Below are 8353 nucleotides of genomic sequence, written 5' to 3'. Positions count from 1 at the left end.
GTTGGGGCGGGGTTGAAGGTCGGTGACTGCACTGGCGCGTTGGGGTACGTGCCGTCGGTGGAGTTCGAAATGAATCTGCTCAACAAATCTGCTGCTGAGGAACCTGACGCAGCGTAGTTACCTGTCCACGATCTGCGGGCAAGGCCAGGCCCGATCCGAGCTGCCGGACTGTGCACCGACTTGCGGCATCATGTGGTTGTTCACCTGGTAGTACGGGGATGCTGCGAGGACGGACTTGACGAGGATGTAGAGGCTCATGGGGGCTTCCTCTCTTTATGTAAGTCGACCCTGACTCTTCCTCGGTCGTGTCTTCTAGTGTGAGTTACAGCACACCCACCTATGAGGTCTTTTTGCGACGGTAGTACACCTGGCGTCGCACCTTCGCGACAGTTTCTCCGGCGTCATCCGTCACGTCGACTTCGAACCAGTGGAGGTACTTTGAACCGTCTGCGGTCTTCTCGCGGATGAGATCGTAGGTCGCGTCGTCGATTCGCATGTCTGCGGTGATGGTGCCGCGTCCGGGTTTCATGAAGCTGACCTCCGCGCCGATGTCCCACACGTTGTAGTTGCGCCCGAGGCGGGACATCGAGGCGAGCATATAGAACGGGTCGGTCATGGACATGATCGTGCCGCCGAACGCAGTTCCGACTGCGTTCTTGGTGAGTTTATTCGGCTTGTGTGTGACTACGACACGCGATCCATCATCAGCGAACTCCCTGACCTTGACTCCTGCCCCCAACAGTGGTGGCCAAAGTGACATGAAGCGCTTCAACTGTCGTGGTGTGTATGCCATTGCGGTACCTCCGGTGTGGTGTGGGACACGTTGTGATGGTTCTACCATGATATGAAACAAGTTGCCTATGGTTTGTGCCGATGCGTTATCCATGGAGTTCACTACAGTCCGCTCTCAGTCCGCTACAGGAATACAAGCCGGTATCTGACTGCTCCGTTGTAACCGCTTTGAGTCGGCTGAACGCAACACCGGCAACGAGACGTCTGTACCTGGACGCCTGGTACGTGTCTTCTGCAGGCAGAAGGTCAGGGGTCCGATTCCCCTCAGCTCCACAAGTAAGCACCCAGGGCGTCTTCCGGAAACGGGAGGCGCCCTTCTGCTGTATCCGGGGGCTGGGAGAGGGAACACACACAGAAACACCCCGGACGCTCCGTCTCGGAGAGCTTCCGGGGTATCGTTCTGTGCAGCTGTTGCGCGTGCTCTGCTATGCGCGGCCGGCGAAGGCACCGAGCACGGCGTGGCCTTCATCCGTCATGTGCAGCGGCAGGTTGCGACGCGCGGAGGTGGTGTCGATGAGGCCGGTGATGTACCGGTTGTTCGAGCACATCTCGTGGCCGTTGCTCGGCTCCTTGAGCGAGACGAAGCGTCCGCCACCCTCGGCGGCTCCGGCCGCACCGGCGCGCTCCATGGCCCACTCGACATCGGAGATGTTGATGCCGAAGGTCGGGACCTGGACACCCGGGATGAGGTTGATGGCACAGACCTCACCGGCGGCGTTGGTGACATGAGGCATACCGAGGACCTTGACGTCGGCGGCGCCGGCGTCCTTGGCGGCACGGACAGCCTTCGCGATGGCGTCCCTGAGGTTGCTCTCGATCTGCGGGACCGGCATGTGGTCGTTGAGGATGTAGGGGTACGTGTCGTTGGCACCCGCGAGCAGGTAGACGGTGGCACCATTGACGTCGCCGTTCGCTGCGGCCTGTTTCACCTGGTCGATGACGTGCGCGCCACCGGTACGGTAGGACGCGCCGGCGCAGGTGTAGTTCTGCACGTTCTGACCGCTGGCACCGGCTATGGCGTCACGGAACCGGTTGTCGGTGCCGCAGCCGGTCCGGGACAGGACCGGGTCCGGCAGCGGGACACCCTTGCCGGCGAGGAAGTTGTAGAGATCAGGGTTCGCGACCAGTGAGTCTCCGGCCAGGACGGCGCGGCCACCGTCGGCCTCGGCTTCAGGGGCACCGTTGCCGGTGACGGCGACGGCTCCAGCGGCGATACCTGCGACGGCAAGCACTGCGGTCGCCGCGGTGGCGATGCGGTTACGCAGTCGGCGGCCGGAGGTCATGGTGTGGCGTGAGCTCATGGAATCGAGCGTCCTCTCGTAGTCTCTGTCGTCGGCGTTACGTCAGGGAGACACCGACGGCGCGCGGATTCACGGTGGTCCAACGCACAGGTCGTCAGGAACGTTACACATTCGTGACCAATAGTGCGACCTTCGGTTTCACACTAGTACCTTTAGCCCCACAAATACCATGGGTTGCAGATAATACGGTGAATTACACAGCTGCAATTGCGGCGATGCGGTCGAGCGCATTATCGGTCGCGTGGAAGGGGAGATTGTAGTGGTCGGCGGTCGTGTCGACGATCCCGACGAGCCAACGGTTCTCCGAGCACATCGGACCGTCCGCCGAGGGGCCTTTGAGGTCGACGAATTCCGCCCCGGCGTCCGCTGCCGCGTTGATCTGGGCCCGCTGGAGGGACGCCCCGATGTCCGGGACCGGCGGCATGCCGACATCCGGCATCCACGGGGTGAAGACGCCCGGTGTGACACTGATGATGCAGACCTCCCCGGCATCATCGGCGATCCGGGGATAGCCGAGGACCCTCACCCGGGCATCGGGTGCCGTGTGGTGGATCTGACGGACCGTCTCCGCCATGGAGTCGCGGATGGCGTCCTCGACCTTGTCGAGCGGAACTCCGTCCATCAGGAGCGGGTAGGTGTCATTCGCGCCGGCGAGGATGATGACCTCGCGGGTGGCGGCGGTCAGGTCCCGGTGGTGCACCGCGTCCGAGACGGCATCGCTGACCAGGGTGTCCCCGGACCAGAGTGAACTTCCGGCACACGCGTAGTTCGCGACCGGTACGCCGGAGGACGCGGCGATGCCGTCGGCGAGACGGTTGTCCGTGGAACACCCACCGGCACCGACGGTGGCGGGGACGGGGTACCCCTCCTCGGCGACCCTGCCGACGAGGAAGTTCAGGGGCGCAGGGTTCGCTGCGACCGAATCGCCGAAGAGCAGGGTCGGTACGGTGGCTGTGATGTGTGCGTGTGCGGGGCCGGCGGCGGCGAACGGGAGACCTGCGATGAGGAGTGCCCCGAGAATCCGGGCAATGGGGGTGGCGGCACGGGGCATGTGAAAAGGTAACCTCTGGTATCGATAGTGATACATCTTCGTCTTTTTTCTGGAGCGGAGTAACGTTTGACCCTCGCTGACCGGTGGTAAGCGGCGGAATCGTTACTGAACGGATAGTGTAATGGTCCCGGCATGCCGACGCTCCAACCCGACTGGAAGGCTCCAATCCTCGTGATCAACCTGTTCGACAGCGCTGAACGCCAGCAGTTCCTCGATGACACCCGTGGTCTCCTGCGCGGTGGCAAGGCGGTTCTGGGTACCGGACTGCTTAAGGGGGGGACGCCGGGGGAGCACCTCGCCGCGGCGAAGCACCTCGCCCGCTACGGCGCGTCGATGACCGGGCTGCTCGAGTCCGGCGCCGCCCGCTACCCGGAGCGCACCGCCCTCGTCGACGACGAGGGTGAGCTCACCTACCGTGAGCTGCGCACCCGGGCCCGCCTCACCGCGCGGGTCCTCGCCAGCCGCGGCATCACCGAGAAGAGCCGGGTGGGCATCCTCGCCCGCAATGGCCGCGGGTTCATGGTGCCGCTGTCCGCGAAGGGCTATCTCGGCTTCACGGTCTTCCTGCTCAACGTCGGTGCCAGCAAGCAGCAGCTCCACGACATCGCCGTGGAGCATGACCTTGACGTGATTTTCGCGGACTCCGAGTTCGACGAGAAGCTCCCGACCGACGTCGAGGGCCTCACCCTCGTCCACGCCTGGGCCGGACCGGACCACCGCACCGACATCGACTTCCCGACCATCCAGGACCTGTGGGCCGCACCCGGCACCGAGGACGACACGCTGCCGAAGAAGGTGAACCAGGGGGGTGTGGTCCTCATGTCCTCCGGTACCTCCGGCACCCCGAAGGCGGTCAACCACTCCGAGCCGATGCTGCCCTTCGGCGTCATCGGCCCGCCGCTGGAGAAGTTCGACGTCGAGGCCGGTTGCACCCTGCAGATGACCGCGAGCATGTTCCACGTGCTCGGCTGGGGTGTCTCCGTCATCGCGCTGCTGGCGGGCTGCAAGATCGTCACCCAGCGCGTCTTCGACCCGGAGAATGTCCTGCGCCAGGTTGATGAGCATAAGTGCGACGGCATCATCAGCTCCGCGGTCTTCCTCAAGGACCAGCTCGCCGTCGATCTCGCCAACCCCGGCAAGTACGACCACTCCTCCGTGAAGTTCATCATGAACGCCGGCAACGCCATGAGTGAGGACCTGGTCCTCGGCCTGGAGGAGCAGTACGGATACATCCTCGGTTCCGGCTACGGCTCCACCGAGGGCCTGCTCGTCGCTTTCGCCGGGCCGGAGGACCTCAAGGCCGACCCGAACACCGCCGGCTACCCGGTGTGGAACGGCAAGCTCGAGGTGCTCGGTGAGGACGGTCAGCCGGTGGCGCCGGGCGAGGTGGGCATCATCCACGCCCGCAACGTCATGTCCATGGAGGGCTACCTCGGCAACCGTGACCGGGCCGAGGAGACCCGCGGCATGCTGAACCTCGGGGACAAGGGCGTCATCGACCCCGAGTCCGGTCGACTGCGCGTCCTCGGCCGCGACAACGACATGATCATCGTCGGTGGCGAGAACATCTGGCCGAGCTCGGTCTCCGACCTCATCTGCCGCATGGACGGCGTGGATGACGCCTACTGTGTCGGCGTCGAAGACGAGAAGACCTTCCAGCGCGTCAAGGCCTATGTGGTTCTCGACGGCACCGTCGAGGTCACCGAAGACCACGTGCGTGCACATATCGAGAACAACCTCATCGTCCCGGCGATTCCGCGTGATGTTGTCCTGCAGACCGAGGCGCTGCCGCGCAATGCCATCGGCAAGGTCGTCAAGCGCGACCTGGTCCGTTAGGACGCCGCTTTACGGTCTTTGAGCGTGGCCAGGCCGACGAAGCCGAGGCCGATGAGGACCCAGACGATGAGGGTGACCACGGAATGCGTGGCCCCCGCACCGTCGAAGAATCCGACGGAGCGGGCGGCATTGCCGGCCGCTCCGATCGGCAGGTACTGGCCGATCATGCCCCAGGGGGAGGGGAGCCACTGCCAGCCGGTGGCGATGCCGGACAGGGGGTTGGAGACGAAGAGTGTCAGCACTGCTCCCAGCCCGAGTCCGGCGTAACCGATGAGGGACTCCAGCCCCAGGACGAACATCGACGTGCCGGCGATACCCAGGGCGAGGATGAGGGAGAGCTCCCAGTAGCTCGCGTCGAAGGTGCCGAAGCCGAACTGCAGGATCGCACCGACGAGGAAGCCCGCGATCACGGAGAATGACAGGGACCCGATGACGCGGAGGCTGTAGCGCTTCTTCATGGTGATGGACAGGAGAGCGGCGGAGATCATGCCACCGAAGGCGAGGGGAAGGGCCAGGACGCTGAGTCCGGTGGCGTTGGGGTCGTCGTCGGTGGTGGGGGCGACCTCGTCATAACTGACGGTCATGCCCTGGTCTTCCAGGCCTGAACCGATGGTTGTCAGCAGCGTCTTGTACGAGGTGCCCGCACCCGCGGCGGTGTAGACGGTGAGCTCGTTGTCACCGTTGACGGCGATGCCGCCGATCTCATCGCGGTTGAGGACGGCGTCGCGGGCGTCTTCCGGGGATGCGTAGGTGGTGGCGTCGAAGGCACCCGGCTGCTTCTCCTCCAGGGCGCCGGTGATCTGGGTGACGGCGGCTTCTGGACCGGCGACCGCCAGGGGGAGGTCTTTTGCGCCGGAGTTGTAGGAGGGGGTGAGGAACGCAAGCAGCATGAGGCAGATGACGGCGGAGAGCGCGAGGACGATGCCGATGAGTTTGCCCCAGGGGGTTGCCGGAGCGTCTGTGGTCTCTGGCTCGGTGGACTGAGTGGTCACGGGGTGCTCCTGTCGAACTGGAAACGGAACAGTATGTTCCGGTAGCTTGAAAACGGAGCATAGTGTTCCGGTGGTGGTGACGCAAGCACTACGCTGTGGATATACGGGAGAAAGGACACTAGATGCGTGCGGATGTGCGGCAGAATCGGGCGGCACTGGTGGATGCCGGGTGGCGGATGATCGCGGACAAAGGGCCGGAGGTCTCGTTACGTTCCGTGGCAGCGGAGGCAGGGGTGGGGATCGCCACCCTGTACCGGCATTTCCCGACCAGGGAGGACCTGGTCACCGGTGTCGTCAAGGAGATGGTCGACCGGATACTCGCAGTGTTCGACGAACATGCCGACGGGTGGGGGACTGCGCAGGACGCTGAGCAGACCTGGCACGCCATCGCGCACGGGGTCGCCGACCTGAGGGTCGGCGAGGTGGCCCTGGGGACCATCGCCGTGGTGCCCGAGGGTGGCAAGGTGTGGACTGAGACCTCGGATGACCGCGCGCGTTTCGCCGTGGCCTATGGGCAGCTGCTGGACACTGCAGCGTCCTACGGGCTGGTGTCCGAGGATCTCACGGCCTGGCGTTTCCATCTGGGGCTGGCTGCACTGTCCCGACCGTTGGCGGAACGGGCGGAGGAGTTCGCGCCGGATCAGGCGGGGTGGATGGTGGACGTCTTCCTCCGGGGACTGCGGCCGTAGGTTGCTCCGCGGGCTGCCGCAGAAGTTTCACGTGAAACCGTTCATGATGAAACGAAGAGGGGCGCAGAAAACAGACAGCATGGTCTACTCGGTGAATGCTGAACAGATCCCGCCGACCGGCCCGGGCGACTGCCGTCCTGTCATCTGTCCTCGCCACCGTGCTGCTGGCGTCCTGCACTTCGGCGGTGGGGGAACGCCGCGATGCCGCCGACGGCACACCGGTGGACGGTGGGACTGTCCGCATCGGCGCCCTGACCGACCTGAGGCCGAAGAACCTCTACGCCGCGGCAACAACCGCCGAACAGGTCGTCTCCGGGCTGGTCTTCGACACCCTGACCAGCTACGCGACCGATGACGGGTCCGGTGCAGGCAGCCTCACCCCGCAGCCGGCCCTCGCTGAGTCCTGGGAGGTCAGCGATGACGGGCTCACCGTCACCCTCCATCTGCGTAACGGCGTCCTGTTCCACGACGGATCCCCGTTCACCTCCGCGGATGTCGCCGCCAGCCTCGCGAACTACGCCGACCCGACGCACTCCGGACAGCTCGCCCGTACCGCTGCGTTGGTCGGGGACGTCGACACCGACGACCCCGCCACGGCAGTGCTTCACCTGACCCGGCGGGTCAACAACCTCTTCGACCTCTTCGACATCGTCCCGGTCATCGACGACAAGGAGGTCGACGCCTTCAACGCCGGCACCGGGTTCAACGGCACCGGAGCCTTCCGCTTCGGCACACGCCACCCCGGTGCCGGACTCGAACTGCCCGCGTACGACGCCTACTGGGGAGGAGCTCCCCGCCTCGACGCCGCAGAGCTCGTCGTCGTCCCCGATGAACGGACCCTCTACTCCCAGCTGCGCTCCGGCCAGCTCGACGTGGTCTCCGACGCCGGCGCCAGGGACGCTGAGGCCCTTGAAAACAACGGCCTGTTCCGCGTCCTCGACCGGACCGGTGTCGACGGCAACATCTACGCCGGGCTGAACACGCTCCACCCGGGTCTGACCGATGTGAGGGTGAGACGGGCCATCGGCAGCGCCATCGACAGGGACCGCATCCTCGAGGAGGTCTTCCGGGGTCGCGGACGCACGACCTCGCTGCCCTGGCCGACCTACTCACCGGCCTACGACGAGGCGGCCAACGAGCATTACATCCGTGACCCTGGCCTGGCCAGGCAGCTCCTCACCGACGCCGGGGGAGCGGAGAGTATCCCCGAGATTCCCGTCTCCTACACGGCGGGCAGCGCCAGCGAACAGAACATCGCGCAGATCATCGCCGCGAACCTCGAGGAGATCGGGCTGCGCACCCGGCTTGACCCGCAGGAGAACGCCGTGATGATCGACCGGCTCCGTGGCGGTAACTTCGATGGCATCTGGGTGCTGGGCCACAGTTTCGCGCAGTACACCCCCTCGACCCTCCCGGTCAGTGCCTTCCCGTTCAACTCGGAGAAGAACGCCTCCAACTTCCTCGACGAGGACTACGCCACCGACGCAACCGACGCCTGGACCGTCGCTGACCCGGACAGCCGCGAGGCGTCGGGCATCTACCGGCGACTCAACAACGACCTGCTCGAAGATGCTTTCGTCCTTGAACTGGTCGCCCCGGACTCCCCACTGGTGACGACCTCCGCCCTGCACGGCGTCAACTGGTCGAAGCGCTCCGAACCCGACCTCGCCCACGCTTACCTCACGGAGTGAC

At 65.1% G+C, this 8353-nt stretch carries 8 protein-coding genes; 3 read left to right on the top strand and 5 right to left on the bottom strand.

Annotated elements, in window-relative coordinates:
- Window positions 1–117: 117 nt before the first annotated feature.
- The 4 genes from Q0A27_RS09255 to Q0A27_RS09240 all read right to left on the bottom strand — a co-directional run bounded on the left by Q0A27_RS09255 (window position 118) and on the right by Q0A27_RS09240 (window position 3144).
- On the bottom strand, window positions 118–258 hold the full coding sequence (locus Q0A27_RS09255; RefSeq protein WP_291474820.1) for a hypothetical protein: 141 nt from the start codon (window positions 256–258) through the stop codon (window positions 118–120).
- Between the two features lie 79 nt (window positions 259–337).
- Window positions 338–793: a DUF4442 domain-containing protein gene (locus Q0A27_RS09250; protein ID WP_291474824.1), complete on the bottom strand. Its 456-nt coding sequence runs from the start codon at window positions 791–793 to the stop codon at window positions 338–340.
- A 424-nt stretch (window positions 794–1217) separates the two neighbouring features.
- The gene (locus Q0A27_RS09245; protein WP_291474819.1) at window positions 1218–2093 is read right to left on the bottom strand and encodes an esterase; all 876 of its coding nucleotides are present in this window, start codon (window positions 2091–2093) and stop codon (window positions 1218–1220) included.
- A gap of 193 nt (window positions 2094–2286) precedes the next feature.
- Window positions 2287–3144: a GDSL-type esterase/lipase family protein gene (locus Q0A27_RS09240; RefSeq protein WP_291474817.1), complete on the bottom strand. Its 858-nt coding sequence runs from the start codon at window positions 3142–3144 to the stop codon at window positions 2287–2289.
- 132 nt (window positions 3145–3276) lie between these two features.
- Between Q0A27_RS09240 and Q0A27_RS09235 the strand changes: the two genes are divergently transcribed.
- Window positions 3277–4980, top strand: a complete 1704-nt coding sequence (locus tag Q0A27_RS09235; protein ID WP_291474816.1) for an AMP-binding protein — start codon at window positions 3277–3279, stop codon at window positions 4978–4980.
- On the opposite strand, the gene Q0A27_RS09230 is transcribed toward Q0A27_RS09235, so the two are convergent.
- Window positions 4977–5972 carry an ABC transporter permease gene (locus Q0A27_RS09230; protein WP_291474814.1) on the bottom strand — a complete coding sequence of 332 codons (996 nt, stop codon included), beginning with the start codon at window positions 5970–5972 and terminating at the stop codon, window positions 4977–4979. The genes Q0A27_RS09235 and Q0A27_RS09230 overlap by 4 nt on opposite strands.
- Window positions 5973–6094: 122 nt before the next feature.
- Between Q0A27_RS09230 and Q0A27_RS09225 the strand changes: the two genes are divergently transcribed.
- Both Q0A27_RS09225 and Q0A27_RS09220 read left to right on the top strand, forming a co-directional pair.
- A complete protein-coding gene (locus tag Q0A27_RS09225) occupies window positions 6095–6661 on the top strand; it encodes a TetR/AcrR family transcriptional regulator (protein WP_291474812.1) in 567 nt (188 codons plus the stop codon).
- 95 nt (window positions 6662–6756) lie between these two features.
- Window positions 6757–8352: an ABC transporter substrate-binding protein gene (locus tag Q0A27_RS09220; RefSeq protein ID WP_291474810.1), complete on the top strand. Its 1596-nt coding sequence runs from the start codon at window positions 6757–6759 to the stop codon at window positions 8350–8352.
- Window position 8353 lies beyond the last annotated feature (1 nt).

The organism is Corynebacterium sp., assembly GCF_022712275.1.
In the GTDB taxonomy this organism is placed as follows: domain Bacteria; phylum Actinomycetota; class Actinomycetes; order Mycobacteriales; family Mycobacteriaceae; genus Corynebacterium.
This window is presented reverse-complemented; position numbering and strand designations above follow the sequence as displayed.